This is a genomic window from Variovorax sp. Varisp41 (assembly GCF_047325085.1).
Taxonomy (GTDB): domain Bacteria; phylum Pseudomonadota; class Gammaproteobacteria; order Burkholderiales; family Burkholderiaceae_C; genus Variovorax.
This window is the reverse complement of the sequence record NZ_CP168540.1, coordinates 4,919,282-4,944,740: the sequence shown is the minus strand read 5'-3', so window position 1 is coordinate 4,944,740 and position 25,459 is coordinate 4,919,282. Positions and strand designations below refer to the sequence as shown.

At 70.2% G+C, this 25,459-nt stretch carries 24 protein-coding genes; 10 read left to right on the top strand and 14 right to left on the bottom strand.

Features of this window, described 5'->3' with window-relative positions; genetic code table 11:
* Positions 1 to 10: 10 nt before the first annotated feature.
* The 4 genes from ACEN9J_RS22880 to ACEN9J_RS22865 form a co-directional block, all read right to left on the bottom strand.
* Entirely contained in the window at positions 11 to 1,123 is a 1,113-nt protein-coding gene (locus ACEN9J_RS22880; protein WP_413762137.1) for a M14 family metallopeptidase, read from the bottom strand.
* Positions 1,120 to 2,322 carry a M20 aminoacylase family protein gene (locus tag ACEN9J_RS22875; protein ID WP_057592558.1) on the bottom strand — a complete coding sequence of 401 codons (1,203 nt, stop codon included), beginning with the start codon at positions 2,320 to 2,322 and terminating at the stop codon, positions 1,120 to 1,122. Before ACEN9J_RS22875 ends, ACEN9J_RS22880 begins: the two co-directional genes overlap by 4 nt.
* Positions 2,323 to 2,397: 75 nt before the next feature.
* Positions 2,398 to 2,901 (bottom strand): deaminase, encoded by a 504-nt coding sequence (locus ACEN9J_RS22870; protein ID WP_412179375.1) that lies wholly within the window; start codon positions 2,899 to 2,901, stop codon positions 2,398 to 2,400.
* A gap of 30 nt (positions 2,902 to 2,931) precedes the next feature.
* Positions 2,932 to 4,263 (bottom strand): nucleobase:cation symporter-2 family protein, encoded by a 1,332-nt coding sequence (locus ACEN9J_RS22865; protein WP_057592560.1) that lies wholly within the window; start codon positions 4,261 to 4,263, stop codon positions 2,932 to 2,934.
* A gap of 109 nt (positions 4,264 to 4,372) precedes the next feature.
* Here ACEN9J_RS22865 and ACEN9J_RS22860 point away from each other — a divergent pair, with 109 nt between their 5' ends.
* Genes ACEN9J_RS22860 through ACEN9J_RS22850 form a run of 3 tightly spaced genes read left to right on the top strand, consistent with a single transcriptional unit; the run spans position 4,373 to position 7,765 of the window.
* A complete protein-coding gene (locus tag ACEN9J_RS22860; RefSeq protein WP_057592561.1) occupies positions 4,373 to 5,287 on the top strand; it encodes a LysR family transcriptional regulator in 915 nt (304 codons plus the stop codon).
* A 35-nt stretch (positions 5,288 to 5,322) separates the two neighbouring features.
* Positions 5,323 to 6,489 (top strand): acetylornithine deacetylase, encoded by a 1,167-nt coding sequence (argE, locus tag ACEN9J_RS22855; protein WP_296735922.1) that lies wholly within the window; start codon positions 5,323 to 5,325, stop codon positions 6,487 to 6,489.
* Between the two features lie 10 nt (positions 6,490 to 6,499).
* Entirely contained in the window at positions 6,500 to 7,765 is a 1,266-nt protein-coding gene (locus ACEN9J_RS22850; protein WP_413762136.1) for a DUF445 domain-containing protein, read from the top strand.
* 134 nt (positions 7,766 to 7,899) lie between these two features.
* Here the strand turns inward: ACEN9J_RS22850 and ACEN9J_RS22845 are convergent, their stop codons facing one another.
* Positions 7,900 to 8,682: a type III pantothenate kinase gene (locus ACEN9J_RS22845; RefSeq protein ID WP_057592596.1), complete on the bottom strand. Its 783-nt coding sequence runs from the start codon at positions 8,680 to 8,682 to the stop codon at positions 7,900 to 7,902.
* A 135-nt stretch (positions 8,683 to 8,817) separates the two neighbouring features.
* Here ACEN9J_RS22845 and lysM point away from each other — a divergent pair, with 135 nt between their 5' ends.
* The 3 genes from lysM (at position 8,818) to ACEN9J_RS22830 (ending at position 10,412) form a co-directional block, all read left to right on the top strand.
* Entirely contained in the window at positions 8,818 to 9,282 is a 465-nt protein-coding gene (lysM, locus tag ACEN9J_RS22840) for a peptidoglycan-binding protein LysM (protein WP_413762135.1), read from the top strand.
* A 127-nt stretch (positions 9,283 to 9,409) separates the two neighbouring features.
* A complete protein-coding gene (locus ACEN9J_RS22835) occupies positions 9,410 to 10,018 on the top strand; it encodes a nucleotidyltransferase domain-containing protein (RefSeq protein ID WP_413762134.1) in 609 nt (202 codons plus the stop codon).
* Positions 9,966 to 10,412 carry a hypothetical protein gene (locus tag ACEN9J_RS22830; protein WP_057592564.1) on the top strand — a complete coding sequence of 149 codons (447 nt, stop codon included), beginning with the start codon at positions 9,966 to 9,968 and terminating at the stop codon, positions 10,410 to 10,412. The genes ACEN9J_RS22835 and ACEN9J_RS22830 overlap by 53 nt, the downstream gene beginning before the upstream one ends.
* Positions 10,413 to 10,416: 4 nt before the next feature.
* On the opposite strand, the gene ACEN9J_RS22825 is transcribed toward ACEN9J_RS22830, so the two are convergent.
* Positions 10,417 to 10,827: a rhodanese-like domain-containing protein gene (locus ACEN9J_RS22825; RefSeq protein ID WP_057592565.1), complete on the bottom strand. Its 411-nt coding sequence runs from the start codon at positions 10,825 to 10,827 to the stop codon at positions 10,417 to 10,419.
* A 227-nt stretch (positions 10,828 to 11,054) separates the two neighbouring features.
* On the opposite strand from ACEN9J_RS22825, the gene ACEN9J_RS22820 reads away from it, so the two are divergent.
* From ACEN9J_RS22820 to ACEN9J_RS22810, 3 genes are all read left to right on the top strand, one after another.
* Positions 11,055 to 12,170 (top strand): TRAP transporter substrate-binding protein, encoded by a 1,116-nt coding sequence (locus tag ACEN9J_RS22820; protein WP_413762133.1) that lies wholly within the window; start codon positions 11,055 to 11,057, stop codon positions 12,168 to 12,170.
* 125 nt (positions 12,171 to 12,295) lie between these two features.
* Entirely contained in the window at positions 12,296 to 12,925 is a 630-nt protein-coding gene (locus ACEN9J_RS22815; RefSeq protein ID WP_057592567.1) for a TRAP transporter small permease subunit, read from the top strand.
* Positions 12,922 to 14,868 carry a TRAP transporter large permease gene (locus ACEN9J_RS22810; protein ID WP_057592568.1) on the top strand — a complete coding sequence of 649 codons (1,947 nt, stop codon included), beginning with the start codon at positions 12,922 to 12,924 and terminating at the stop codon, positions 14,866 to 14,868. Before ACEN9J_RS22815 ends, ACEN9J_RS22810 begins: the two co-directional genes overlap by 4 nt.
* A 67-nt stretch (positions 14,869 to 14,935) precedes the next feature.
* On the opposite strand, the gene ACEN9J_RS22805 is transcribed toward ACEN9J_RS22810, so the two are convergent.
* From ACEN9J_RS22805 to ACEN9J_RS22775, 7 genes are all read right to left on the bottom strand, one after another.
* Positions 14,936 to 15,904 (bottom strand): Bug family tripartite tricarboxylate transporter substrate binding protein, encoded by a 969-nt coding sequence (locus tag ACEN9J_RS22805; protein ID WP_413762132.1) that lies wholly within the window; start codon positions 15,902 to 15,904, stop codon positions 14,936 to 14,938.
* 50 nt (positions 15,905 to 15,954) lie between these two features.
* Positions 15,955 to 16,962, bottom strand: coding sequence for a hydroxymethylglutaryl-CoA lyase (locus ACEN9J_RS22800; protein WP_413762131.1), 1,008 nt, complete (start codon positions 16,960 to 16,962; stop codon positions 15,955 to 15,957).
* A complete protein-coding gene (locus ACEN9J_RS22795; RefSeq protein ID WP_261212301.1) occupies positions 16,959 to 18,164 on the bottom strand; it encodes a CaiB/BaiF CoA transferase family protein in 1,206 nt (401 codons plus the stop codon). The genes ACEN9J_RS22800 and ACEN9J_RS22795 overlap by 4 nt, the downstream gene beginning before the upstream one ends.
* On the bottom strand, positions 18,161 to 19,546 hold the full coding sequence (locus ACEN9J_RS22790; protein WP_413762130.1) for an MFS transporter: 1,386 nt from the start codon (positions 19,544 to 19,546) through the stop codon (positions 18,161 to 18,163). Before ACEN9J_RS22790 ends, ACEN9J_RS22795 begins: the two co-directional genes overlap by 4 nt.
* A gap of 130 nt (positions 19,547 to 19,676) precedes the next feature.
* Entirely contained in the window at positions 19,677 to 20,570 is an 894-nt protein-coding gene (locus ACEN9J_RS22785) for a LysR family transcriptional regulator (RefSeq protein ID WP_093354172.1), read from the bottom strand.
* Positions 20,571 to 20,586: 16 nt separating this feature from the next.
* Positions 20,587 to 22,578, bottom strand: a complete 1,992-nt coding sequence (locus ACEN9J_RS22780; protein WP_413762129.1) for a PEP/pyruvate-binding domain-containing protein — start codon at positions 22,576 to 22,578, stop codon at positions 20,587 to 20,589.
* Positions 22,579 to 22,738: 160 nt separating this feature from the next.
* Positions 22,739 to 23,014 carry a double zinc ribbon domain-containing protein gene (locus ACEN9J_RS22775; protein ID WP_413764595.1) on the bottom strand — a complete coding sequence of 92 codons (276 nt, stop codon included), beginning with the start codon at positions 23,012 to 23,014 and terminating at the stop codon, positions 22,739 to 22,741.
* Between the two features lie 165 nt (positions 23,015 to 23,179).
* On the opposite strand from ACEN9J_RS22775, the gene gorA reads away from it, so the two are divergent.
* Complete coding sequence (gene gorA, locus ACEN9J_RS22770) at positions 23,180 to 24,538, top strand: glutathione-disulfide reductase (RefSeq protein ID WP_413762128.1); 1,359 nt, start codon at positions 23,180 to 23,182, stop codon at positions 24,536 to 24,538.
* Positions 24,539 to 24,546: 8 nt separating this feature from the next.
* On the opposite strand, the gene ACEN9J_RS22765 is transcribed toward gorA, so the two are convergent.
* Positions 24,547 to 25,449, bottom strand: a complete 903-nt coding sequence (locus ACEN9J_RS22765; protein ID WP_413762127.1) for a ketopantoate reductase family protein — start codon at positions 25,447 to 25,449, stop codon at positions 24,547 to 24,549.
* Positions 25,450 to 25,459: the final 10 nt, after the last annotated feature.

The window sequence follows — 25,459 nt, the reverse complement described above, 5'->3', positions numbered from 1 at the left end:
CTCGAGCGGCTCAGCGCCCGCTGAGCCCGTCGGCGGCCTGGAACATGGCCTGCCGCGCCTGGCTCACGATCTGGCCGCGCCAGGCATCGGTGTCGGTGTAGAAGGCCTCGAGCGTGCGCCGGCGGATCGCGTCCGACAGGTCGGCCGGCGCCTCGGGATGGCGATGCAGCCAGTGGTCGCCGCGCAGCGCGGTCAGCACGTCGAGCACCGGCACCGTGCCGTACTCCATCGCGATGCCGGTGTACTCGGCCTGCGGGCATTCGTCGTAGACGGCATCCCACATCAGGCCGCGCAGCAGCGCCGAGGTCGAGGAGCCGTCGTAGATCGAGGTGACGGGCGCCGCGTCGGCCTGGCCGGCACCGTTGCCCCACCAGGCGTTGGCGCGCTCGTAGGCGATCTTGTCGTCGCGGCAGGCGAAGATGCGCTCGCCGATGCCGTTCGGGCCCAGGCCGGTGTGCAGGTCGATCCAGGCCAGCCGGCGCGTGCGCCGCGTATGGCGGCGCAGCACGGCGCGGATCATCCGGTGGCTCCAGGTCGGGGCCTTGCCGCCGAAGAACAGGCCGTCCTCGAACTGGTACTGGCCGCCGCTCACCGCGGTCTGGTAGGCACCGATGCCGTTCTTCTCGATCCAGGCCTGGACCGCGGCCTGGTTCTCGGCCGTGGGCGGCCAGGTGTCGGGCACCAGCAGCGCATGCAGCTCGGCATAGGCGGCATTGACCGGCAGCGGCTGCGTGAAGTCGACGAAGTTGCGGTTCAGGTCGACGTTCTCCTGCGTCACACGGCGGCCGAACGAGAAGCCGTGCGGATTGAGCGCATGCACGTAGAGCACCGCCACGCCGGCCGAGCGCGCCTTCTCGCGCCACTCGGCGTCGTGCAGCGCGAACACCTGCACGCCGCTGCCGCAGTGGCCTTCCACGCCGTGGCAGCCGCTGCTGAGGATCAGCAGCCGGTCGGCGTCGGGCGCGCCGTCGAAGGCCACGTCGCACGAGAGTTCCTCGCCGTCGCGCCCGCGCATCGGCAGCAGGTGGGGTTCCACGGTCAGGCCCGCGCTCAGGCAGGCCTGCAGGAATTTCTGGCGCGCCTGCGCATAGCGCGGCGCGAATGCCTCGCCGATGCCGATCATTTCTGCACGGCGCCGGTGGCGAGGAACTGCTCGGCGATCTGCACCCAGCAGGTGGCGCCCAGCGGGATCAGGTCGTCGTTGAAGTCGTAGCTGGCGTTGTGCAGCGTGCACGGGCCCTCGCCGTGGTGCACGTCGCGGTGCGCGCCGTCGCCGTTGCCGATGAAGGCATAGGCGCCGGGCTTGGCCTGCAGCATGAAGGCGAAGTCCTCCGAGGTCATGGCGGCTTCCTGCTTGAGCACGTTCTCGGGACCGACGATGCCGCCCATCACGCGGCGCGCGAAGTCGGCCTCGGCCTCGGTGTTGATGGTGGGCGGGTAGTAGCGCTCGAAGCGGAACTCGCAGGTCGCGTCGTGCGCCGCGCAGATGTGGTCGCAGATCTGCTTCATGCGCGCCTCGATCATGTCGAGCACCTCGAGCGAGAAGGTGCGCACCGTGCCCGACAGCTCGCAGTTGTCGGGGATCACGTTGTTGGTTTCGCCGGCATGGATGGTGGTGACCGAGATCACGGCCGAGTCGGTCGGCTTCATCTTGCGCGTGAGGATGGTCTGGAAGGCCTGCACGATCTCGCAGGCGATCGGCACCGGGTCGATGCCGGTCTGCGGCAGCGCCGCATGGCCGCCCTTTCCCACCACGTTGACGTAGAACTTGTTGCCCGAGGCCATCACCGGGCCCGGGCTCACCGCGAACTGGCCGGCCTTCATGCCGGGCCAGTTGTGCATGCCGAACACGGCGTCCATCGGGAACTGCTCGAACAGCCCCTCCTTGATCATCTCGCGCGCGCCGCCGCCACCCTCCTCGGCCGGCTGGAAGATCAGGTAGACGGTGCCGTCGAAGTTGCGGTGCTTCGCCAGATGCTGCGCCGCGGCAAGCAGCATCGCCGTGTGGCCGTCGTGGCCGCAGGCGTGCATCTTGCCGTGGTGCTTGCTCGCATGCGCGAAGGTGTTGAGCTCGGTGACCGGCAGCGCATCCATGTCGGCACGCAGGCCGACCGCGCGGTTGCTGGTGCCGTTCTTGACGATGCCCACCACGCCGGTCGTGCCGAGGCCGCGGTGGATCGGGATGCCCCATTCGGTGAGCTTGCCCGCGACCACGTCGGCGGTGCGGACTTCTTCGAAGCAGAGTTCGGGGTGGGCGTGGAGGTCACGTCGGACGGCGGCGATGCCGGCCGCCTGCGTGACGAGCGAATCGATGAGTTTCATGGCTTGCTCTCAAAACGCCAGTCTATCCACTAAGGCATTTCCGGGCACGTCGGAAAACACCCGATCCCCGGGGCTTCAGTGGCCGTTCTGCCAGAAGCCATGGTGCGGCGCGGCGGCCTCGTCCTCGAGCAGCGGTCCGATCACTTCGATGGGCCGCTGGCCGCGCACGAAAACCTCGCGGCAGGGCAGCGAAAAGGTCGGGTTTTCCGGATGGTCGCCCGTGAGGCCGAGCAGTGCGTGCTCCGACAGCGCATAGACCACGCGGCCGATGTTGGTCCAGTAGATCGCGCCGGCGCACATGCAGCAGGGCTCGGCGCTGGTGTAGAGCGTGCAGCGCGCGAGCGCTTCGGGCGCGAGCAGCCGCGCCGCCTGCGCGGCCGCGACCAGCTCGGCATGCTGCGTGGGATCGCCCTCGGGCGGCATCGAGTTGTTGCCGGCCGTGACGACGACCTCGCCATGCTCGTTCGCCACCAGCGCGGCGAAGGGATGGCGGCCGCGGGCCTTCGATTCCTCGGACAGCGCGATCGTCATGCGCAGCAGTTCGAGGTCGCGCGCAGAGAGGGAGGGAGGTGTGTTCATGTCGGTCGAATTCATTGTGAAGGTCTGGGATCAGTGGGTCGCGGCCGCCGGCGCTTCCTGCTCGGCGGCACCGCGGTTGAGCAGCAGGTTCAGCAGCACCGCCGTGATCGCGGCCAGGAAGATGCCGCTCTCGAGCACCAGCTTGAGCGGCCCGGCGGCCTGCGCGAACAGCGCCGGGAACGACATCGGCAGCACGCCCACGCTGACCGACACCGCCACCACGATCGCATTGCGCGTGCCCTCGAAGCGCACGCGCGAGAGTTCCTGGATGCCCGCCACCGTGGTCATGCCGAACATCACGATCGCGCAGCCGCCGAGCACCGGCCGCGGCACCGAGGCGATCAGGGCACCGAGCTTGGGAAACAGCCCCATGAGCACCATGATCGCGCCGGCCGAGGCCACCACGTAGCGGCTCCTGATGCCCGACAGCGCGATCAGCCCGGTGTTCTGCGTGAAGGCGTTGTACGGAAAGCTGTTGAAGACGCCGCCGATCATGGTCGACAGCCCGTCGGCGCGGAAGGCGTTGCCGAGCGTGGCCGGCGTCGCGGGGCGGCCGACGATCTGGCCGATGGCCAGGCAGTTGCCGGTGGTCTCGGCCATGATGACCATCATCGCGAGCGTCATGATCAGGATCGGTGCCAGCCCGAACGCGGGCAGGCCGAAGGCGAAGGGCGCGCTGAATTCGAACCATGCCGCGTGGCCCACCTGCGCGAAATCGGTGAGCCCGAAGACCGCAGCAATCGCCGTGCCCGCCACCAGCCCGAGCAGCACCGCGAGGTTGCCGACGAAGCCGCCGAAGCGCGCATAGATGCCCAGCGTGATGGCGACGGTGGCGAGGCCCAGCAGCAGGTTCGGCGCGCTGCCGAAGTCGGGCGCGTCGGGGTTGCCGCCGCCGAGCCAGATCGCGGCGGCCGGCATCAGCGAGATGCCGATCACGGTGATCAGGCTGCCGATCACCACCGGCGGGAAGAAGCGCAGCAGCCGGCTGATGGCCGGTGCCAGCAGCACCGTGATCGCGCCGCCCGCGATGACGGCGCCGAACACGTGCGGCAGCCCGTATTCCTTGCCGATCATGATCATCGGCGCCAGCGCGATGAACGAGCAGGCCTGCACCAGCGGCAGCCGCGCGCCGAACTTCCAGAAGCCCAGGGTCTGGATCAGGGTGGCGATGCCCGAGGTCAGCAGGTTGGCGTTGATCAGGGTCACGACCTGCGCGGGCGTGAGGCCGAGCGCGCCGCCCAGGATCAGCGGCACCGCCACCGCGCCCGCGTAGAGCACCAGCACGTGCTGCAGGCCGTAGCTGGCCATCTGCTGCGGGGGCAGCACTTCGTCCACGGGGTGGACGCCGGAAGAAGGGGTCATCGAAAAGTCTCCGCGTTGGTGTTGTGGGTCGGGTCGCGGCCGGATGATCGATTCCCTCCGTCATGGGTCAAAGTTAATATCGATCGTTTTTTTCGATGGAAGACGGACCGTGCGCTATTCGCTGGACCAACTCGAGACCTTGGCGGCCGTGGCGCGCGCAGGTTCCTTCTCGGCGGCGGCACGTCAGCTCGGCAAGACGCAATCGACCGTGAGCGCGGCCATCGGCAACCTCGAGGTCGACCTCGGCGTGGCGCTGTTCGACCGCGCGACCAAGATTCCCGCGCTGACCGAGGCCGGCCGCCGCCTGCTGCGCGAGGCCCACGGCGTGCTCGACCGCTGCCTCGCGCTCGAGGGCCATGCGCAAAGCCTCGCCGACGCGGTCGAGCCCAGCCTCACGCTGGCGATCGAGATCCCCTACAACGTGCTGATGCCGGTGTTCTCGGCCTTCGCCGAGCGCTTCCCGCATGTCGACCTCGAGGTGCGGCATCCGCTGCACGGCGACGTCAGCGTGCTGGTGCGCCAGGGCGAGGCGCAGCTGGGCATCGGCTTCGCGCAGCCCGGCTATGCGCGCGAGTTGGCGTTCGTGCAGATGGGCAAGCTGGTGATGGCGCACGTCGCGGCGCGCACGCATCCGCTCGCGGCCCTGCCCACGGTGAGCTTCGGCGAGCTGCACCGGCACCGCCGGCTCGCCTTCAGCGCGCACAGCGAGCGGCTGCCCACCACCGAGTACCTCGACGCCACGCGCTGCTGGCGCGCCGAGAGCTACCTCGCGCTGCTCGAGATGACGCACGCGGGCCTGGGCTGGGCCACGCTGCCGCGCCTGCTGGTGCGGCGCGAACTGGCCGCGGGCGAGCTGGTCGAGCTGCAGCTCGAGGCCTACCCGCACACCGACTGGCTGCTGGGCGTCGACCTGCTGTGGAACAAGGCGCGCCCGCTGGGCCGGGCGGGCGGCTGGCTGCGCGACGAGCTCGCGCGCCTCAAGGTGTCGGAGACCGACAGCGGCGGCCATCCGACCGCTTTCTGAAGCCTCCGGCGCCGAGTTCCGGGACAATGCGCCGCATGTCCCTCACGCTTTCCCCCCGCAGCCTGGAACTGGCCCAGGCCCTGGTGCGCATGAACACCATCAGCGCCAACAGCAACCTCCAGCTGATCGAGCTGGCCCAGTCGCATCTCGCGGCCCTGGGCGTCAAGAGCCGCATCACCTACAACGCCGAACGCACCAAGGCGAACCTGTTCGCCACGCTGGGCGAAGGCAAGCCGGCCGGCGTGATCGTCTCGGGCCACACCGACACGGTGCCCTGGGACGGGCAGGACTGGAGCGTCGATCCGCTCTCGGCCACGGTGCGCGACGGGCGCCTGTACGGCCGCGGCTCGGCCGACATGAAGAGCTTCATCGCGGTGGCGCTGGCCAACGCCGAGCGCTTCCTCGCGAGCGAGGCGCCTTTCGCGGTGCACTTCGCCTTCAGCTACGAGGAGGAGATCGGCTGCTTCGGCGTGAAGGAGCTGATCGCAGACATGCGCGACGCGGGCATCAAGCCGCTGGCCTGCATCGTGGGCGAGCCCACGAGCATGGTGCCGGCCATCGCGCACAAGGGCGTGTACCGCTACCGGTGCTGCGTGCGCGGCAAGGAGGCGCACTCCTCGCTCACGCCGAAGTCGGTCAACGCCATCGAGATGGCCGCGCGCGTGATCGGCAAGGTGCGCGACATGGCCGAGGGCTTCGAGCGCGACGAGCCGCGCTACGAGGGCTTCGACGTGCCCTTCAGCACCGCCAGCGTGGGCCAGTTCCACGGCGGCATCGCCGACAACGTGGTGCCGCGCGACGCCGAGTTCCGCTACGAGTTCCGCGACCTGCCGACGGCCGACGCGAAGCGCATGCAGCAGGAGGTGCTGGCCTATGCGGGCTCGCTCGAGCCGGCGATGAAGAAGGTCGCGCCCGACGCCGGCTTCAGCTTCGACACCATCTGCGAGATCCCGAGCTTCCTCGGCAGCGCGAACGACGCGATCACCAAGCTCGCCCAGCGGCTCTCGGGCGAGGAGCGCACCACGCTGGTGGCCTTCGGCACCGAGGCGGGCCTGTTCAAGAACGCCGGCATCCCCACCGTGGTGTGCGGCCCCGGCAGCATCGAGCAGGCGCACCAGCCCGACGAGTACGTGAGCCTCGAGCAGCTCGCACGCTGCGAACTCTTCATGCACCGCCTGGCGTCCTCGCCGGCCATCGGCTGAACAGGCTGCGTTGACGACCCCGGCCGCCGAGGGCGACGACGCGCTGCGGCGCATGAAGCGCGTGGCGCTGGGCCTGCTGTGCGCCGCCGCGGCGCTCTATGCGGTCGCCACGGTGCTGCACGACCGGCATCCGGTGCTCGGCTACCTCGCGGCCTTCGCCGAGGCCGCGATGGTCGGCGCCATCGCCGACTGGTTCGCGGTGGTGGCGCTGTTCCGCCATCCGCTGGGGCTGCCGATCCCGCACACCGCGATCATCCCGAGCAACAAGGACCGCATCGGCGCCAAGCTCGCGGGCTTCATCTGCAACAACTTCCTGAGCACCGCGCAGGTGCTCGCGAAGCTGCGCGAGTTCGATCCGGCCGGCCGCATGGCCGAATGGCTCGCGCGGCCGGCCAGCGGCGAGCGGCTCGGCGAATGGGGCGTGGCGGCCACGCGCTACGGGCTCTCGGCCTTCGACGACGCGCGCGTGCGCGACTTCATCGGCAAGGCCGCCGCGGCCGGGCTCGAGAAGATCGACCTGTCGCAGCTCATGGGCCAGACGCTGGGTGCGCTGACCGCGGGCGGGCGCCACCAGGCGCTGCTCGACGGGGTGCTCGAACAGATCGCGGGCGTGCTCGACGGCGAGGAGGTGCAGGCGCACATCACGGAGGCGATCGCGCGCGAGATCAAGACGCTGCGCTTCGTGGGCCTCGACCAGGTGGCGGCGCGCCTGGCCACGCGCAAGATCGTGGCGGCCGTGGCCCACACCATCGCCGAGCTCGCGGCCGAGCCCGAACACCCCATGCGGCGGCGCTTCGATCATTTCGTCGACGACTTCATCGTGCGGCTGCAGCACGACCCCGAGTTCCATGCGCGCGGCGAGCGCATCCGCGCCGAGCTGATCGCGCACCCGGCGCTGGGCGACTACCTGCACGGGCTGTGGGGCGAGCTGCTGGCCTGGCTGCACGAGGACCTCGGCCGCGGCGATTCGACGATCCGCCGGCGCATCGCCTCGATGGCCGCCGCGCTCGGCCAGCGCCTGCAGGGCGACGAAGCGATCCGGCGCTGGATCAACGAGCAGATCGAGGCCGCGGCGCCGCTTGCGATCGAGCGCTACCGCGAGGACATCCGGCGCTACATCGTGGAGCGCGTGGCGCAGTGGAACACCGTGGAGATGACGGCCGAGCTCGAGCGCAACATCGGGCGCGACCTGCAGTTCATCCGCATCAACGGCACGCTGGTGGGCGGGCTCGTGGGGCTGCTCATCCACGCGGCGACGCAGCTGCTGCGCGCCTGAGCGGCGAGCTTCAGAAGGTGTGAAGGAACCGTCGCGAGCGCCCCGAGGTCGCGTCGAGGACCGGAGCCGTACCGACGTACGGCGAGGACCGCAGATGCGAGATCGGGGCGCGCAGCAGGTTCATTCACACCTTCTCAGCCGGCGCGCTGCTGCGCGATCACCAGCAGCCCGTCCATGATCAGGCTCTCGACCAGCTCGAAGTGGCCGTTCATCACGGGCGCCATCTTCCAGCCCGCGCCGCCGGTCATGTAGCAGGCCGGCTCGGCGCCGCAGTGCGAGCGCACGTGCTGCACCATGCGCTCGACCGCGCCGGCGATGGCGTAGGTGCCGCCGCTGGTCAGCGCGTCGCTGGTGTTGGTGGGGAATTCGCGCACCTCGCCGGTGGGCACGTGCAGGCCCGCGGTGCCCGACTCGAGCGCGCGCAGCATGATGCCGTGGCCCGGCAGGATCAGGCCGCCGAGGAACTTGCCGTCGGCATCGACGGCCTCGACGGTGACGGCGGTGCCGATCAGCACCACCACCATCGGCCGCGGCGCGCCTTCGCCCAGCATGCGGTGGCGCGCGCCGATCATGGCGACCCAGCGGTCGGCGCCGAGGCGCGTGGGATGGTCGTAGCCGTTGACGATGCCGGCCTCGGCGAGGCTGGGCATGACCCAGCGTGGCGTGCAGTCGAAGCGCTCGACCACCTGCTCCTCGGCACGGCGGCGCAGTGCGTCGCCGGCCACGACGCAGCCGAGCATGCTCGACGGCGATGGAAGATCGGCCCAGGGGCCGTCGGCGAGCCGCTCGATGTGATCGAGGAACTCGGCACCCTGCGCCAGCAGGGCGGCGCCGGGGCGAGCCGCATCGTAGAGCGCCCACTTGAGGCGCGTGTTGCCGATGTCGATCGCGAGGAAGGGAGCGGTGGCTGCGGACATGCGCGGCATTATTGCGACTTTGTGACTATTCCTGCTGTCGCGGTGTTGTCGATCGCGGTCCGGGACTACGCGGGGCGCCCATGGCGCGCCGCTACATTCGCGGATTCCATCGACCACCCGATCAAGGAGAGAACCATGGGATTGCTGAGTTTCATCAAGGAAGCGGGCGAGAAGCTGTTCGGCGGCTCGTCGGCCCAGGCGGCCGAACCCGATGCCAACGACAAGGCCGCGGCCGCCATCAAGACCTACATCGAGACGCAGAACCTCGGCCTCACGAACCTCGCCGTGACCTATGCGGCGAGCACCGGCATCGTGACGCTCGCGGGCAACGCGCCCTCGCAGGAAGCCAGCGAGAAAGCCTCGCTCGCGGCCGGCAACGTGGCCAACGTGACGAGCGTGGAGAACAACCTGGTCGCCCCCGCGGCACCGCCCGCGCAGTACCACGACGTGGTCAAGGGCGACACGCTGTCGGCCATCTCCAAGAAGTACTACGGCGACGCCAACAAGTACAACGCGATCTTCGAGGCCAACAAGCCGATGCTTTCGCATCCGGACAAGATCTATCCGGGGCAGAAGCTGCGGATTCCGCCGTTGAACTGATCTTTCGCGACTCGTACAGGAAAAGGCCTGCGGCTTGCCCGCGGGCCTTTTTACTTGGGCTCGACGACTTGCCGAATGTCGCCTCAATAGCAACAATCGTCGCCCAATGAGCAACGATTCTTCCTTGATGGACCTGCTGTTCCCCGCCGCGCGGCAGCGCGTGCTGGCGGTGCTGCTGCTGCAGCCGCAGTCCGCATTCCATCTGCGCGAGCTGGCGCGCCTGACCGACAGCCATGCGGGCACGCTCGCGCGCGAGGTGGACAAGCTGGCGCGCACCGGCCTGCTCAAGCGCAGCGAACAAGGCAACCAGGTGCGCTACAACGCCGACACCCGCCATCCCCTGTTCGAGGACCTCGCGGCGATGTTTCGCAAGACACATGGCGTGGTGCCTGCCGTGCGCGAAGCGCTGGCACCGCTGGATGCGCAGATCCGGTTCGCGCTGGTGTTCGGCTCGATCGCGCGCGGCACGCCGTCTCCGGGCAGCGACGTGGACCTGCTCGTGCTGGGCAGCGTCGACTTCATGACGCTCGCGCAGGCGGTGTTCCCCCTGCACGCGACGCTGGGCCGCGAAGTGAACACGGTGCTCTACACAACCGAGGAATTTGCACGGCGCGCACGCGCCGGCGATGCCTTCGCAGGCGACATACTCGCCAAACCCAAACTGCTCGTGAAGGGAGGAGCGGATGAGCTTGCAGAACTTGCAGGCGATCGGGCGGCTGCAGGTCCATCAGCCTGACGCCGCGGGCATCGCCAAGCTGCTTCAGGCGGCGCGTCGCAACCTGGCCGACGCGCATGTCGCACAGGTCAGCACCGACAACCGCTTCGATGCGGCCTACAAGTGCATCATGCAATGCGCGATGCTGGGCCTGTGGGCCAATGGCTACCGCACGGCCACCAGCCAACCGGGCCATCACCAGACGGCCATCCAGAGCCTGGGGCTGACGATCGGCGTGGCGCAACCGGACATCATCGTGCTCGATGCGCTGCGCCGGCAACGCAACGTGAGCGACTACGAGGGCGACCCGATCTCCAATGCCGCGCTCCAGGCCTGCATCGACCAGGCCGCGCAATTGCTGGCCGGTGCCGAGGGTTGGCTGCGCGCCCACCGGCCCGATCTGCTGCCCCCTTAGCAGCTCAGTTCTGCTTCCAGGGCAGCCCCCGCTTGCGCCACCCCCCAATAAAACCCCGGTGCCCGTTCTCGTCCGGATTCCCCTCGAACCCCTCGAGGATGTTGTAAGCCTCCACCCCCAGCTCCGTCGCCCGCTTCGCCGCCGCGATCGAACGCACCCCGCTGCGGCACAGCAGCACCACCTTCTTCCCACCCTCGCCAGCCGCGCGCACGCCCTCGTCGAAGCCCGGGTTCAGCGCCATCCCCGGCCACTGCTTCCACGCCAGCGGCACCGCGCCCGGCACGAAGCCGACCCACTCGCGCTCGGCGTCGGTGCGCACGTCGACCAGCACGGCCTCGCCGCTGGCCATCCACTGCGCCGCCTGCTCGGGCGTCACGTCGCCGGCATAGCCTTTTTCACCCACGGGTTCGGTCATCTTCTGCATTCCTTCCAATTCGATCGATGGCAAGAGGGTTCCCACGAAGCGGCGGCCATCTTTACCGGTTCCCGGTGGCCGCCGGATGGTGGAATTTTTCACCGGTTCGTGAAAACCCTGTTTGTCGTGTTTTGCTGCGCGCCAAAGATGGCGGCTTGGGCCTGTCAACCATAACTCCAAGACGGCGGCCTGGGATTTCCCCAGTCAGACCTATGGAGAGAGACAACATGACAGACAGCAAACCGACCCGCCGCCGCAGCCTGCTCAAGGGCGCCGCGGTGGCCGCGGGCGCCATGTCGGCGCCGATGGTCGCCATGGCCCAGACCACCACCCTGCGCTTCCAGAGCACCTGGCCGGCCAAGGACATCTTCCACGAGTACGCGCAGGACTACGCCAAGAAGGTCAACGACATGGCCGGCAACCGCCTCAAGATCGAGGTGCTGCCCGCGGGCTCGGTGGTGCCGGCCTTCCAGCTGCTCGACGCCGTCGCCAAGGGCACGCTCGACGGCGGTCATGGCGTGGTCGCCTACTGGTACGGCAAGAACTCCGCGCTCGCGCTCTGGGGTTCGGGCCCGGGCTACGGCATGGACGCAAACATGATCCTGGCCTGGCACACCTACGGCGGCGGGAAGGCGCTGATGGACGAGATCTACAAGAGCCTCAACCTCGACGTGGCCTCGTACCTCTACGGCCCGATGCCCACGCAGCCGCTGGGCTGGTTCAAGAAGCCGGTGGCCAAGGCCGAGGACATGAAGGGCCTGAAGTTCCGCACCGTGGGCCTCGCGGTCGACGTGTTCACCGACATGGGCGCGGCCGTGAACCCGCTGCCCGGCGGCGAGATCGTGCCCGCGCTCGACCGCGGCCTGATCGACGCGGCCGAGTTCAACAACGCCTCGAGCGACCGCGTGCTGGGCTTCCCCGACGTGGCCAAGAACTGCATGCTGCAGAGCTTCCACCAGTGCGGCGAGCAGTTCGAGGTGCTGTGGAACGGCCCCAAGCTGCGCGCGCTGCCGCCCGAGCTCAAGGCCGTGATCGAGTACGCGACCCAGGCCGCGAGCGCCGACATGAGCTGGAAGGCGATCGACCGCAACTCCAAGGACTACGAGGAGCTCAAGAAGAGCGGCATCAAGTTCTACAAGACGCCCGACTCGGTGCTGCGCGCGCAGCTCGCCTCGTGGGACAAGACCATCGCGAAGAAGTCGGCCGAGAACCCGCTGTTCAAGAAGGTGCTCGACTCGCAGCGCGCCTTCGCCGAGCGCGCGGGCCAGTGGCAGAACGACTACTCGGTCGATTTCAAGATGGCCTACAACCACTACTTCGGACGGCAGGCGAAGAAGACCTGAGCGGGTCTTCCGGCCAGAGAAAGAACGCGAGGGCACCCCGAGGCGGGTGCCCTCTTCTCATTCCCGATTTCGCCCGGCGCGGGCCGCGCACGACGCGCGCCGCGCCCGGCGAGGAGTTCGTCCCGATGCAATCCTTCCTGTTGGCGGTCGACCGGTTCTCGACATGGATCGGCAAGACTTTCGCCTGGTGTGCCCTGCTGCTCACGCTGCTGATCAGCTGGGAGGTGTTCTCGCGCTACGTGCTCAACCGGCCGCATGCCTGGGTGCTCGACGCGCAGATCATGCTCTACGGCGCCATGTTCATGACCGCCGGGGCCTACACGCTCTCGAAGAACGGCCACGTGCGCGGCGACGTGCTCTACGGCTTCTTCATGCCGCGCACGCAGGCGCTGGTCGACCTGGTGCTCTACATCGTCTTCTTCCTGCCCGGCATCGTCGCGCTGACCTGGGCCGGCTGGATCTACGCGAGCGAGGCGCTCGCGATCCGCGAGCAGACCTTCTCGGCCGAGCCGCTGCCGCTGTACCCGTTCAAGTTCATCATCCCGCTCGCGGGCTTCACGCTGCTCCTGCAGGGCATCGTCGAGATCATCCGCTGCGTGCAGTGCATCCGCGACGGCGCCTGGCCCTCGCGCGAGCAGGACGTCGAGGAGGTCGACGTCGAGAAGCTCAAGGAGATGGTGCACGTGAAGGACGCCGACATCGCCGCGCTCGACCGCGTGGTGGTCGCCAACGAGGCACGGGAGGGCGCGCGATGAAGATCCGCCGCGAACTCTGGTTCGGCCTCACCTTCATGGCGCTGATCGTGATCGCCGGCGCCGCCATGCTGCTGAGCGCCGAGACCATCACCAACGGCCACCTGGGCCTCTTGATGCTGTCGCTCGTGGTGGTGGCGATCATGCTGGGCTTCCCCACCGCCTTCACGCTGATGGGCATGGGCATGCTCTTCACCTTCCTGGCCTACGAGCGCGACTGGCATCGCACGCTCGACCTGATGGTGCAGTCGGCCTACAAGACCATGGCCAACGACGTGCTGATCGCCGTGCCGCTGTTCGTCTTCATGGGCTACCTGGTCGAGCGCGCCAACCTGATCGAGTCGCTGTTCAAGAGCCTGCACCTCGCGCTCGCGCGGCTGCCGGGCGCGCTCGCGGTCGCCACGCTCGTGACCTGCACCATCTTCGCGACCGCCACCGGCATCGTCGGCGCGGTGGTCACGCTGATGGGCCTCTTGGCGCTGCCCGCGATGCTGCGCGGCGGCTACAGCGTGCCGCTGGCCGCGGGCGCGATCACGGCGGGCGGCTGCCTCGGCATCCTGATACCGCCCTCGGTGCTGCTGATCGTCTATGGCGCCACCGCCGGCGTGTCGGTGGTGCAGCTCTACGCGGGCGCCTTCTTCCCGGGCCTGATGCTGGCCGGCCTCTACGTGCTCTACGTGATCCTGATCGCGAAGCTCAAGCCGCAGTGGGCACCGCCGCTGTCGGCCGCCGAGCGCGTGGTGCCGCTGCCGCCGCTGACGCAGCGGATCGCCGCCAGCCCGTCGGCGCATGCGCTGCTGGGCCTGCTCAAGGGCAAGCGCAATGCCGAGGTGCCGCTCTCGCACGTGCTCAGGCAGCTCGGCATCGTGGCGCTGCCCGCCGTCGTCTATGCGCTGCTGGCGCTGGGTAGCTACAAGGCCGTGACCACGGTCGAGGCCGAGGCGCGCTACGACATCGAGGAGATCGGTGCATCTCGAAGCAGCAGCAGCGGCGCCAGCTCGAGCGGCTTGCAGGAACCTCCCGCCGAAGGTGGCCTGCAGGAGCCGCCGAGCGAAGGCGGACTGCAGGAACCGCCGGGCGAGGAGCCCGCGGCCGGCGCCGTCGCCGAACCGCCGGGCGCCGAAGCACCACCGGCGGCGCCCGCGCCCGCCGCCGAGACCGCGCAGACCGCGCCGGCCGGTGCCACCACCAAGCCGCCGCCCACCTGGTGGGTCGCGACCTTCTCGGTGCTGGGCGCGCTCACGGCGCTGTTCTACCTGTTCCTGAGCTTCGCGCGGCTCGAGATCTTCAAGATGCTGCTGGCCTCCTTCTTCCCGCTGGTGCTGCTGATCCTCTCGGTGCTGGGCTCGATCGTGATGGGCCTGGCCACGCCCACCGAGGCCGCGGCCATGGGCGCGCTCGGCGGCATGCTGCTGGCGGCGGCCTACCGGCGGCTCAACCTCGCGGTGCTCAAGGAGTCGGTGTTCCTCACCGCCAAGACCTCGGCGATGGTGTGCTGGCTGTTCGTGGGCTCGGCCATTTTCTCGGCCGCCTTCGCGCTGCTCGGCGGCCAGGCGCTGGTCGAGGAATGGGTGCTGAGCATGAACCTCACGAAGGTGCAGTTCCTGCTGCTGAGCCAGGTGATCATCTTCCTGCTCGGCTGGCCGCTCGAGTGGACCGAGATCATCGTGATCTTCATGCCGATCTTCATCCCGCTGCTCGACAACTTCGGCGTCGATCCGCTGTTCTTCGGCCTGCTGGTGGCGCTGAACCTGCAGACCGCCTTTCTGTCGCCGCCGGTGGCGATGGCGGCCTTCTACCTCAAGGGCGTGAGCCCGCCGCATGTCACGCTGAACCAGATCTTCCTCGGCATGCTGCCCTTCATGGGCATCCAGATCCTCGCGATCTTCCTGCTCTACATGTGGCCGCAGATCGGCCTGTGGCTGCCGCAGCTGCTTTACAAGTGAGGAAGACGACGGCGGAGGGGAAACGCATGGCGGCGGCCGACCACCGGCCGCCGCCATGCGCGCGGTCTCACTCGCCCTCGATCTTCGCGGCCTCGACCACCTTGCCCCAGCGCAGGTACTCGGCCTTGCTGTAGTCGGCGAGCTTCTGCGGGTTCATGTAGTCGGCCGTGGCGCCGAGCTCGGCGGCCTTCTGCTGGAAGGCCGGCGTGGCCACCACCTTGGCGATCTCGGCGCTGAGCTTGTCGATCACGGGCTGCGGCGTCTTCGCGGGCGCGAACACGGCGAACCACGAGGTCGCGTCGAGGTTCGGCAGCCCGACCTCGGCCGCGGTCGGCACGTTCGGCAGCGAGGCCACGCGCGCCTTGCCGGTGACGGCCACCGCGCGCAGCTTGCCCGACTGGATGAAGGGCATGAACGGCGGCGGCGTGCCGAAGGTCATGTCGACCTGCGCGCCCAGCAGGTCCTGCAGCGCCGGGCCGGTGCCCTTGTAGGGGATGTGCGTGAGCTGGATGCCGGCCTGCTGCTCGAGCATGGCGCCGGTCACGTGCTGCAGCGAACCCGGCCCCGAGGAGGCATAGGTCAGCTTGCCGGGGTTGGCCTTGGCATAGGCGATCAGTTCGGCCATGTTCTTCACCGGCAGGCCCTCGCGCACCACCACCACCTGCGGCGCGCTCAGCACGTTGGCCACGGCGCGGAAGTCCTCGGGCACCCATTGCGCCTTCTGCTTCGTGACGTGGGGCGAGATCACGTGGTAGCCCGAGTACTGCATCAGCAGCGTGTGGCCGTCGGCCTCGGCGCGCTTGACCGCCACCGCCGCGATCACGCCGCTGGCGCCGCCGCGGTTGTCGACCACCACCGGCTGGCCCAGCGCCTTGCCCAGCGGGTCGGCGAGCATGCGCCCCGCGATGTCGGTGGTGCCGCCGGCGGCCGTGGGCACCAGCATCGTGATCGGCTTGGAGGGATAGGTCTGGGCCAGGGCCGGGCCGGCGAGCAGCGCGGCCGCGGCCAGCGCGGCGATGAAGCGAAGGGGTTGCATGCGAATGTCTCCTGGTCTTGTGGATGAAAGGGAAGCGAAGCGAAACGGTCTCAGTGCGCGCGCGCGGCCTCGCGCGCCAGCGCGCGTTCGCGCGTGGCCTCGAAGTCCGCGGGCGGCGCATGCAGGTCGAGCCGGCGGCCGGCCTTGACGATCTGGCTCGGGATGTCGTGGCCGATCAGTGCCGGCAGCCGACGCGCGGCATCGATCACGCGCGCGAGGTCGACGCCGGTGTCCCAGCCCGAGAGCTCGAGCGCATGCACGATCTCCTCGCTGCAGACGTTGCCGGTGGCGCCCGGCGCATAGGGGCAGCCGCCGATGCCGCCGATCGAGGCATCGAAGCGGCGCGCGCCGGCGTCGATGCCGGCCAGCACGTTGGCCAGCCCCATGCCGCGCGTGTTGTGGAAGTGCAGCGTGAGCTCGGTGCCGGGCCAGCGCTGCAGGAAGGCGCGCGCGAGCCCGTGCACCTGGCCGGGCCAGGCCATGCCCGTGGTGTCGCACAGCGTGACGCCGCCGGCGCCGAGCTCCTCGACGAAGCGCTCGCACCAGCCGAGCACGCCGGCCTCGGGCACGTCGCCCTCGATCGGACAGCCGAAGCTGCACGACAGCGAGACATTGACCGCCACGCCGGCCTGGCGCGCGAGCGCCGCCACCTCGGCCAGCGCGCGGAACGACTGCTCGCGCATCATGCGCAGGTTGGCGAGGTTGTGGCTCTCGCTGGCCGACATCACGAGGTTCATCTCGTCCACGCGCGCATCGATCGCGCGCTCGGCGCCGCGCACGTTGGGCACCAGCGCGGTGTAGGCCACGCCGTCCACGCGCTCGATCTCGCGCAGCACCACCTCGGCGTCGCGCAGCGCGGGAATGGCCTGCGGCGAGACGAAGGCCGAGACCTCGATCTTCGCCATGCCCGCGCGCGAGAGCGCGTTGCACAGCGCGATCTTGTCCCCGGTCGGCACGAAGGCCGCCTCGACCTGCAGGCCGTCGCGCAGGCCCACCTCGCACATCCGCACGCGGCGATCGCCGTCGAATGTTCTTCCGTTCCAGACCGCGTCGTTCATGCAACCACCTTCCTGCCGCGCAAGGCGGCGATGTCTTCCGATGTGAATCCGATCTCGCCGAGCACCGCGTCGGTGTCGTCGCCCAGCCGCGGCGCCGAGGAGCGCACCGTGCCCGGCGTGCCCATGAGCTTGGGCACCACGCCGGGCACCTCGATCTCGTGGCCGTCGCGCGTGGACTGGCGCAGCAGCATCCCGCGCGCGCGGTAGTGCGGGTCCTCGGCGATGTCCTTCGCGGTGTAGACCTTGCCCGCGGGCACGCGCGCCGCGCCGAGGACCTCGAGCACCGTCGCCACCGACTGCGGCAGCGTCCAGGCCTCGATCGCCTGGTCGATCTCGGCCACGCGCGCCACGCGGCCCGCGTTGTTCGCGAGCGCGGGATCGGCGCCGAGGTCGTCGCGGCCGATGCTCTGCATGAGCCGGCGGAAGATGCTGTCGCCGTTGCCCGCGATCAGCACGTAGCCGTCGGCGCAGCGGTAGGCGTTCGAGGGCGCGATGCCCGGCAGCGCGCTGCCCGCGGCCTCGCGCACCGCGCCGAAGGCGCTGTACTCGGGCACCAGGCTCTCCATCACGTTGAACACCGCCTCGTTGAGCGCCACGTCGATGACCTGGCCCTGGCCGCCGTTGACCTTGCGGTGGTAGAGCGCGGTCAGCACGCCGATGGTGCCGTGCAGCGCGGCCAGCGTGTCGCCGATCGAGATGCCGCAGCGCACCGGCACCCGGCCCGGTTCGCCCGTGAGGTGGCGCAGCCCGCCCATGGCCTCGCCGATGGCGCCGAAGCCCGGCAGGTCGCGGTAGGGGCCGGTCTGGCCGTAGCCCGAGATGCGCAGCATCACCAGGCCCGGGTTGCGCTCGCGCAGCACCTCGTAGCCCATGCCCCAGCCCTCGAGCGTGCCGGGGCGGAAGTTCTCGATCAGCACGTCGGCCTCGGCGATCAGCCGGCGCGCGATCTGCTGGCCCTCCTCGCTGCGCAGGTCGAGCGCCAGCGAGCGCTTGTTGCGCGACTGCACCTGCCACCAGACCGAAGTGCCGTCCTGCAGCAGGCGCCAGTTGCGCAGCGGGTCGCCGCTGCCGGGCGGCTCGATCTTGATCACGTCGGCGCCGAATTCGCCGAGCGTCTTGCCGGCGAAGGGGCCGGCGATCAGCTGGCCCATCTCGATGACGCGCAGGCCTTGCAGCGCGCCGGGACTCAGGGGAAGGTTCATGGCTTGGAGGCTTTCTCCGCGAAGGCGACGGCGGACGCATGCAGCGCGCCGCTCGCGGGGGAACGTGAAGCGGCCGACGGGCGCGGCTCGCGCCGGCGCAGCGATTCGGGCAGCGCGAAGGCCAGCAGCGCCGCGCACAGCAGCGCCAGCGCGCCGATGACGTAGAGCGCAGGCGTGGTGCTGTCGCTCAGGTCCTTGATGCGGCCCACCATCACCGGGCTCACGATGCCGCCGAGCTGGCCCAGCGTGTTGATCAGCGCGATGCCGCCGGCCGCGGCGGCCCCGCTCACCAGCTTGGGCGGCAGCGCCCAGAAGGCCGGGATCGAGGCGATCACGCCCGCGCCCATCACGGCCAGCGCGAGCACCAGCAGGTCGGTGTGGTGGTCGAACAGGCCGGCCGCGAAGAAGCCGATGGCCGCGAGCAGCAGCAGCGCGATCACGAAGCGGCGGCGCTCGCCACTGCGATCCGACAGCCGCCCGACCACCACCATCGCGATCGCGCCGCACAGGTAGGGCACGGCCGTCAGCAGGCCGATCGCCGTGGGATCGGTGCTGCCCGAGGCGCGGATCAGGTGCGGAGCCCAGAAGTTCAGGCCATAGGACGCGACCTGGATCAGGAAGTAGATCAGCCCGAGCATGAGGAAGCCCGGCGTCTTCAGCGCATCGAGCAGCGAGCCGTGGGCGCCGGCCGCGCCGCCCTGCTCGGCGATGCGCTGCGACAGGCGCGTGCGCTCGCCGGGCGTGAGCCAGCGCGCGTCCTCGATGCGGTCCTTCAGCAACACGAACACCAGCAGGCCGAGCACGATGCACGGCAGCCCGCCGACCAGGAACAGCCAGTGCCAGCCGGCCATGCCGAGCAGGCCGTCGAAGTGCGCGAGCACCAGGCCCGCGGCGGGCGCGCCGAACAGGCCCGCGAAGGCCGAGGCCAGGAACAGCATCGAGGTGATGCGGCCGCGATGCGCGGCGGGGAACCACAGCGTGAGGTAGAACAGCACGCCGGGCGCGAAGCCCGCTTCCATCGCGCCGATCACGAAGCGCAGCGCATAGAACTGCCACTCGGTCTGCACGAACATCATGAGTGCGGTGGCCACGCCCCACGAGACCATGATGCGCGCGATCCAGCGCCTCGCGCCGACCTTGTAGAGCATCAGGTTGCTCGGCACCTCGAACAGCACGTAGCCGACCACGAACAGGCCGGCACCGAAGCCGTAGGCGGTGTCGCTCAGGCCCAGGTCGCTCTGCAGCGCGAACTTGGCGAAGCTGATGTTGATGCGGTCGAAGAAGGCGAAGAGATAGCACACCATGATGAGCGGCATGATTCGCCACGCGACCTTGCGCACGATGGCGCCGTCGTCGTCGAGGAGGGAAGTGGGGGTAGCCATGGGAGCCTTTGTCTGAGCGGCTCGCCAGCACGACGCCGCATTCGTTGCCCGGATTCTGGGCAGCGCGGCCGCGCGGGAGAACGACAAAGGCGAGCACGCAGCTTTCGCGGAACGCGAAAGCGACCGAGGGTTAACCCTGGCAGAGGTGGTCGATCAGGGTGCGCACGTGGCGCGGCACCACGCCGGCGTCGCGCAGGCCGATCAGCAGCCGGCGCTCGGCCCAGGCGTCGTCGAGCGCGATCTCGCGCAGGCCCATCGAGCGCAGGTGCGGCTGGATCGCCGCGTGCGGCAGCACGGCCACGCCCATGCCGGCCGCCACCATCTGGCACACGGCATCGAAGCTGCGCACCTGGATGCGCAGCCGCAGCCGCCGGCCCAGCGCCTCGGCCGCGGCCTGCAGCCGCTGCGCGAGCGAGGTCTCGGCCGGCAGGCTCACGAAGTCGTACTCGGTCGCCTCCTCGAGCCGCACGCTGCGCCGGCGCGCGAGCGGATGGCCGCGCGGCACCACCATCACCAGCCGGTCGATGCGGTAGTTGACGAGGTGCAGCCCGAGGCTCGGCGTGCCTTCCGCGAAGATGCCCGCGTCGGCGCGGCCGTCGAGCACCGCGAGCACGATCTCGCTGCTGTTGCGTTCCTCGAGCTCGATGCGGATGCCGGGATTGGCCGCCACGAAGCCCGACAGCCCGCGCGGCAGGAACTGCGTGACGGCCGAGGTGTTGACCCACAGCCGCACCACGCCGAGCACGCCCGAGGCGTAGTCGGACAGGTCGGCCGCGAGCTGGTCGACGTCGTCGAGGATGCGCTGCGCATGGCGGTGCAGCGCATCGCCCGCCACCGTGAGCGTGACGCCGCGCGAATGGCGCTCGAGCAGCGGCGTGCCCACGGCCGCCTCGAGGTCGGAGATGCGCTTGCTGGCCGCGCCCACCGCGAGGTGCGCGAGCTCGGCGCCCTTGCTGATGCTGCCGGTGCGCACCACCAGGTTGAACAGCGACAGCGAGACCAGGTCGAGGCGGTGCAGGTTCATGGCGCCGGTCCCTGCTTCAGCGGCGGCGCTCGACGTAGGGCCGCGCCTGCAGCAGCACGATGCGCTCGCCCACGGTGGCCCATTCGATGTCCTGGTCGACGCCGCCGAAGCCGCGCTTGACCGCCGCGCCGACGTTCGCGAGCCGCACCACGAGTTCGTCGGTCAGCACGCTGCGGCCGGCCTCCAGCGGCACCTCCTTCACGCCACCGTCCTTGTCGAGCTGCAGCGCGCTGTCCTCGGCCGAACGGCTCAGCACCTGGATCGCCTTCGACCAGCTCGAGTACATGAGCTGCTCGGCCACGCGCCGGCCCTCGACCACGCGGATGCCGATGCCGCGCTTGGCCGAGATGTAGGTGACGTGCGGATGGCCGGCGTCGAAGGGGTCGCGCGTGATCATCACGCCCGCGCTGGTGGCATCGATCGCGGTCTGCACGAACACGCCCATCAGCACCGACTCGGCGCCGAAGCCCGCGGCGCCGCGCGCCTCCCAGGCCTCGGCATTGAAGACCGAGGCCCAGACCTTCTTCACCGCGAGCTCGAGCGCGTCGCCGCTCTTCACGTTGGGCACGGTGGTGTAGAGGCCGGCGCCGCTGAAGCCCGGTAGGTCCTCGGAGTTGGACGAGCTGCGCACGAACACGCCGCCGCCGCCGAGCTGCGACTGCCAGGCCGCGCGCCATGCGGCCGCGGTGGCGGGATCGACCGGCCACTGCACGATCTCGGCGCGCAGCGCCTCGAGCGCGCGCTGGCGCATCAGCGGATCGGCCGCGAAGCCCGGCGCTTGCTGCATGCGCGCGATGCGCTCGGCGAGGCCGTTGGCGCGCATGAAGCGGTCGTAGTGCGCGAACGGGATGCAGAAGCCGTCGGGCACGCTGGTCGACGGGATGCGCGCGGCCTGCAGCGCGCCGAGGTTGGCCGCCTTCACGCCGCACTGCGCGCTGTGGCGAGCGCGCAGCGAAGCCAGCGGCAGCAGCCGCGCCTCGCGCAGGTCGGGCCGCACGGCCGCGGCGCCACCCGGCGCGGCCGCACCGCGGCCCATGGCGGCCGTGCGCGCAGCGCGCGTGGGCAGTGCCGCGATCTCCTCGGGCGTGAGCGGGCGCACCTGGTAGCCCGAGGCCGCGACCTTGAGCGCCACCCACTGGCCCGCATGCGCGCGCAGCGCCTCGGCCGCGTCGCGCACGTAGGCGTTGGGAATGCCCCAGCCCTTGGCCAGCAGGTTGACGTGCGACAGCGCCGTGGACGGCCGCTCGGTCAGCACGCCCGCCACCGGCGGCAGCGCGATCGGCACCTGGCGCAGCACCGCGATGTCCTCGGGCAGCAGCGCGTTGACCGCGCCCTCGTCCTCGACGATGCGCACCCGGCCGCTGGCCGTGCCGAGGTTCATCGGCAGGTAGGGTTGCTCGCGGATCAGCGCCTCCTGCGTCACGAAGTCGACGCCGGCCTCGCGTGCCACGCGTTCGTGCAGCGTGGAGTTGGTCTTGAACTTCACGGGCGCGAAGAAGCTGGCCTTCACCGCACGGTCGGCCTCGCGCAGCAGCGGCGCGGTGAGGCGGTCGCCTTCCCAGAATTCGTAGCCGAAGCCCGCGACGTTCTGCTGCCAGCTCAGCGTGCCGAACAGGAAGCGGCGGTCGGGCACGAGGTAGTTGCGGTCGATCTCGCGCTTGCCCGCGTGGGGCGCCAGGCCGGTGTCGCGCACGAAGCGCACATGCAGCTGCCAGCGCGGCGTGTCGAGGTAGTACACGCGCGGCGCCGGCTTCGCGCGCCGGTCGATCACGAACAGCACGTGCGGCAGCGCCATCGGCGTGCCGGCGTCGTAGGTGCGCGCGAGCGCGTCGAAGTCGGCGCGGCTGGCGAGCGCGGGCAGCGACGAGGCGCCGCCGGCGGGGCGCACGGGCGAGGCCGTGCTGCCGGCCGGCACGATCGATGCGGCCTCGGGCTCGCGCTTCTGCGCGTCGTAGAACGAGGGCTTGCGCGCGAGCTGCGCGGCGGCCGGCACGGCCAACGCGGCCATGGCGCAGCACGCGAGGATCGCGGGCAGACGCTTGCGGGCCGGGCGCGGCCGAACGAGGCAGTGTCTTTCCATTCTTCTTTTTCCCCTCGGGACACGGACGGTTGCCGCGGATGGCGGCCACCGATTCTCGCGCCTCGGCGCGAGGGGCGGCGCCCGCGCCTCAGCCGCGCGGCGCCGTGTCCGAGGCCTGCCCGCACTGGGCGCAGAAGCGCGCACCCGCCGCCAGCGTGCTGCCACACTGCCGGCAGGCCACCGGCTGCAGCGAGTTGCCGCATTGCTGGCAGAAGCGTGCGCCCGCCGCGTTGGCGGCACGGCAGGCGGGGCAGGCGATGCCGCCCGGCCCCTGTCCTTGACCCTGTCCGTATCCGCCATGCGACCCATGATGACCGCCGCCATGCCGCGCGCCACGATGTCCGCCGAAAAGCCGTTCCAACATGCCCATGTCCTTCTCCCTGGTCGTTGCGGCCCGCGGCCACCGCCGGCGGCGATGTAGCTCCGCGAAGCCCGGTGCCAGTGGAATCCCTGAAGCAGCTTCAGGGTCAAGCCCCGCCGGCTGCACCGTCATCGAGGCACCGCTACAGTCGGCGGCCAAGGAGCCCCCATGTCCACATTCGACTTCGATCTCTTCGTCATCGGCGGCGGCAGCGGCGGCGTGCGCGCCGCACGCATGGCCGCGCAGACCGGTGCCCGCGTCGGCCTGGCCGAGGCCGCCGAACTCGGCGGCACCTGCGTCAACGTCGGCTGCATTCCCAAGAAGCTCTACAGCTACGCGGCCGGCTATGCCGAGTCCTTCGAGGAAGCCGCGGGCTACGGCTGGCAGCTGCCCGGCGAGCCGGTGTTCGACTGGTCGCACCTGAAGTCGCAGCGCGCCAAAGAGATCTCGCGGCTCAACGGCATCTACGCCTCGCTGCTCAAGAACGCGGGCGTCACGCTGGTCACGGGCTGGGCCCAGCTCGCCGACGCCCACACGGTGGAGGTCGACGGCAAGCGCTACACCGCGCGCCACCTGCTGGTGGCCACCGGCGGCACGCCCTTCGTGCCCGACATCCCGGGCCGCGAGCACATCGTGACCTCCGATGCGATGTTCGACCTCGACCCGTTCCCGCGCCGCCTGCTGGTGGTGGGCGGCGGCTACATCGCCTGCGAATTCGCCTCGATCTTCAACGGGCTCGACGCGAAGGTCACGCTGCTGCACCGGCGCGCGCACCTGCTGACCGGCTTCGACGACGACGTGCGGCAGTTCCTCGCCAACGAGATGGGCAAGGCCGGCGTCGACGTGCGCCTGAACTGCGAAGTGGCCTCGGTCACGCGCACCGCCGACGGCCTGGTGGCCACGCTCGCGCGCGGCCAGCAGATCGAGGCCGACACGGTGCTGTTCGCCACCGGCCGCGTGCCCAACACGCAGGGCCTGGGCCTCGAGGCCGCCGGCGTGGCGCTCGACGAGCGCGGCGCGATCGCAGTCGATGCGCACTACCGCAGTTCGGTGCCTTCGATCTACGCCGTGGGCGACGTCTCCACGCGCGTGCAGCTCACGCCGGTGGCGCTGGCCGAGGCGATGGTGGTGGTCGACGAACTGTTCGGCAAGGGCAAGCGCCGGCTCGACTACGAGTTCATTCCCACCGCCGTGTTCACGCACCCGAACATCGGCACCTGCGGCTACGGCGAGCTCGACGCGCGCGCGAAGTTCGGCCAGGTCACGGTGTTCTCGAGCGAGTTCAAGTCGCTGCGCCACACGCTCTCGGGCCGCAGCGAGCGCACCTTCATGAAGCTGGTGGTCGACACCAAGAGCGACCGCGTGGTGGGCCTGCACATGGTGGGCGCCGACGCGGGCGAGGTGGTGCAGGGCTTCGCGGTCGCGATGCGCGCGGGCGCCACCAAGGCGATGTTCGACAGCACGGTGGGCATCCACCCGACCGCGGCCGAGGAGTTCGTGACGATGCGCGAGCCGATGCCGGGCTGAGGCCCGGTTCAGGCCCGCGCCGGCTTGTCCTCGAGCAGCCGCACCAGCGTCCACAGCAGCCGGTTGACCGGCACCGGCACGCCCAGCGCCTCGCCGCGGCGCAGCACGAAGCCGTTGAGATGGTCGATCTCGCTGCGCTTGCCGCGCGCGAGGTCCTGCGCGGTCGAGGAGAACTGCGCGGGCATGGTGCGCGCGATGCCCGCCACCGCGGCATCGATGTCGCCCGGGATCGTCACGCCCTCGGCCCGCGCGACCGCGAGGCATTCGGCCACCACGTCGCGCAGCACGCCGGGCACGCCCTCGTTGCGCACCAGCACGCCGTAGGGCAGCTGCGTGATCGCCGACAACGCGTTGTAGGCGCAGTTGAGCACCAGCTTGGCCCACAGCGCGCCGCGCACGTTGTCGGAGATCTCGGTCGGCACGCCGGCCGCGCGCAGCGCCTGCGCGACTTCCTCGCCGCGGGCCGAGGGCGCGATCACGAGTTCGCCGCGGCCGTTGTGCTTGACGTGGCCCGGGCCCGCCATGCCGGTCGCGACATAGACCACGGCCGCGGCCACCTCGTGGGATCGCAGCACGGAGCGCGCGCGCTCGTCGTTGTCCACGCCGTTCTGCAGCGTGAGCACCAGCGCGCCGGGCGCGAGATGCGGCGCGATCTGCGCGGCGGTGGCCTCGGTGTCGGTCGACTTGACGCAGAACAGCACCAGGTCGGCGCCCCGCACGGCATCGGGCTCGGTGCTCGCGGCCATGGGCACGTGCTCATCGAAGGTCTGGGCCTCGAGGCGCAGGCCGCGGGCCCGCACGGCCTCCACGTGCGCGGGCCGGCCGATCAGCACCACCTCGTGGCCCGCGCGCGCCAGCATGGCGCCGTAATAGCAGCCGACCGCGCCGGCGCCCATGACTGCGACTTTCATCGATGCATCG

What these genes read in the sequence shown, in the direction of transcription:
- ACEN9J_RS22790 (WP_413762130.1), bottom strand. Translation starts at nt 19,546, where the DNA reads ATGGCTACCCCCACTTCCCTCCTCGACGACGACGGCGCCATCGTGCGC.
- ACEN9J_RS22875 (WP_057592558.1), bottom strand. Translation starts at nt 2,322, where the DNA reads ATGAAACTCATCGATTCGCTCGTCACGCAGGCGGCCGGCATCGCCGCC.
- ACEN9J_RS22865 (WP_057592560.1), bottom strand. Translation starts at nt 4,263, where the DNA reads ATGACCCCTTCTTCCGGCGTCCACCCCGTGGACGAAGTGCTGCCCCCG.
- argE (WP_296735922.1), top strand. Translation starts at nt 5,323, where the DNA reads ATGTCCCTCACGCTTTCCCCCCGCAGCCTGGAACTGGCCCAGGCCCTG.
- ACEN9J_RS22815 (WP_057592567.1), top strand. Translation starts at nt 12,296, where the DNA reads ATGCAATCCTTCCTGTTGGCGGTCGACCGGTTCTCGACATGGATCGGC.
- ACEN9J_RS22835 (WP_413762134.1), top strand. Translation starts at nt 9,410, where the DNA reads ATGGACCTGCTGTTCCCCGCCGCGCGGCAGCGCGTGCTGGCGGTGCTG.
- ACEN9J_RS22765 (WP_413762127.1), bottom strand. Translation starts at nt 25,449, where the DNA reads ATGAAAGTCGCAGTCATGGGCGCCGGCGCGGTCGGCTGCTATTACGGC.
- ACEN9J_RS22805 (WP_413762132.1), bottom strand. Translation starts at nt 15,904, where the DNA reads ATGCAACCCCTTCGCTTCATCGCCGCGCTGGCCGCGGCCGCGCTGCTC.
- gorA (WP_413762128.1), top strand. Translation starts at nt 23,180, where the DNA reads ATGTCCACATTCGACTTCGATCTCTTCGTCATCGGCGGCGGCAGCGGC.
- ACEN9J_RS22870 (WP_412179375.1), bottom strand. Translation starts at nt 2,901, where the DNA reads ATGAACACACCTCCCTCCCTCTCTGCGCGCGACCTCGAACTGCTGCGC.
- ACEN9J_RS22830 (WP_057592564.1), top strand. Translation starts at nt 9,966, where the DNA reads ATGAGCTTGCAGAACTTGCAGGCGATCGGGCGGCTGCAGGTCCATCAG.
- ACEN9J_RS22880 (WP_413762137.1), bottom strand. Translation starts at nt 1,123, where the DNA reads ATGATCGGCATCGGCGAGGCATTCGCGCCGCGCTATGCGCAGGCGCGC.
- ACEN9J_RS22825 (WP_057592565.1), bottom strand. Translation starts at nt 10,827, where the DNA reads ATGACCGAACCCGTGGGTGAAAAAGGCTATGCCGGCGACGTGACGCCC.
- ACEN9J_RS22795 (WP_261212301.1), bottom strand. Translation starts at nt 18,164, where the DNA reads ATGAACCTTCCCCTGAGTCCCGGCGCGCTGCAAGGCCTGCGCGTCATC.
- ACEN9J_RS22780 (WP_413762129.1), bottom strand. Translation starts at nt 22,578, where the DNA reads ATGGCCGCGTTGGCCGTGCCGGCCGCCGCGCAGCTCGCGCGCAAGCCC.
- ACEN9J_RS22810 (WP_057592568.1), top strand. Translation starts at nt 12,922, where the DNA reads ATGAAGATCCGCCGCGAACTCTGGTTCGGCCTCACCTTCATGGCGCTG.
- ACEN9J_RS22785 (WP_093354172.1), bottom strand. Translation starts at nt 20,570, where the DNA reads ATGAACCTGCACCGCCTCGACCTGGTCTCGCTGTCGCTGTTCAACCTG.
- ACEN9J_RS22845 (WP_057592596.1), bottom strand. Translation starts at nt 8,682, where the DNA reads ATGTCCGCAGCCACCGCTCCCTTCCTCGCGATCGACATCGGCAACACG.
- ACEN9J_RS22820 (WP_413762133.1), top strand. Translation starts at nt 11,055, where the DNA reads ATGACAGACAGCAAACCGACCCGCCGCCGCAGCCTGCTCAAGGGCGCC.
- ACEN9J_RS22775 (WP_413764595.1), bottom strand. Translation starts at nt 23,014, where the DNA reads ATGTTGGAACGGCTTTTCGGCGGACATCGTGGCGCGCGGCATGGCGGC.
- ACEN9J_RS22800 (WP_413762131.1), bottom strand. Translation starts at nt 16,962, where the DNA reads ATGAACGACGCGGTCTGGAACGGAAGAACATTCGACGGCGATCGCCGC.
- lysM (WP_413762135.1), top strand. Translation starts at nt 8,818, where the DNA reads ATGGGATTGCTGAGTTTCATCAAGGAAGCGGGCGAGAAGCTGTTCGGC.